This window comes from Xenorhabdus vietnamensis, assembly GCF_002127535.1.
Classification (GTDB): Bacteria; Pseudomonadota; Gammaproteobacteria; order Enterobacterales; family Enterobacteriaceae; genus Xenorhabdus; species Xenorhabdus vietnamensis.
The window spans coordinates 1-505 of the sequence record NZ_MUBJ01000132.1 but is presented as its reverse complement, the minus strand read 5'-3'; the positions used below and the strand labels follow the sequence as shown (position 1 = coordinate 505).

Annotated in this window: 1 protein-coding gene; it reads left to right on the top strand. The window is 47.7% G+C overall.

Annotation, left to right across the window (positions count from 1 at the left end; translation table 11 throughout):
- The coding region (locus Xvie_RS20555) for a phage tail protein (protein ID WP_208612672.1) at positions 1-505 on the top strand (505 nt) is incomplete at both ends.

Genomic DNA, 505 nt, shown 5'->3' with positions numbered 1-505 from the left:
CATTAAACCGAGTCAATCTGATGATACCCAATTGGCTGAGGCAATTCGGAAAATAATACAAAAATCCGTACCCCACGCCTCAACCACCCAATCCGGCACTGTCCAGCTCAGCAATGCCATATACAGTGACAGCCAGACTGAGGCTGCAACATCCTATGCAGTAAGACAGGTATTCGACAGTGCCGATGCCAGGCTGCTCAAAAAACTGAACGGTGAGGATATTCCGGATAAACCGCAGTTCGTGAAAAATCTGGGGTTAGAGGTCACAATAGAAAAAGCGCGCCGCGCCGTGCCTGATAACCGGCGAATTAATGGGAAGTGGCTGTCAACTGACATTACATTAGATGCCAGTGATGTTGATGCCGTTTCAGCCTCAAAAGGAGGCACAATTCAGGGTGATATCCGAGTCTCTGAGGGGGTATATATTGGCAAACAACGGCCAGATTTAGTGTTATCGTCATTGGGAACAGCTAAATCGCGGGTGAATTTATCGTTATGGGGGATA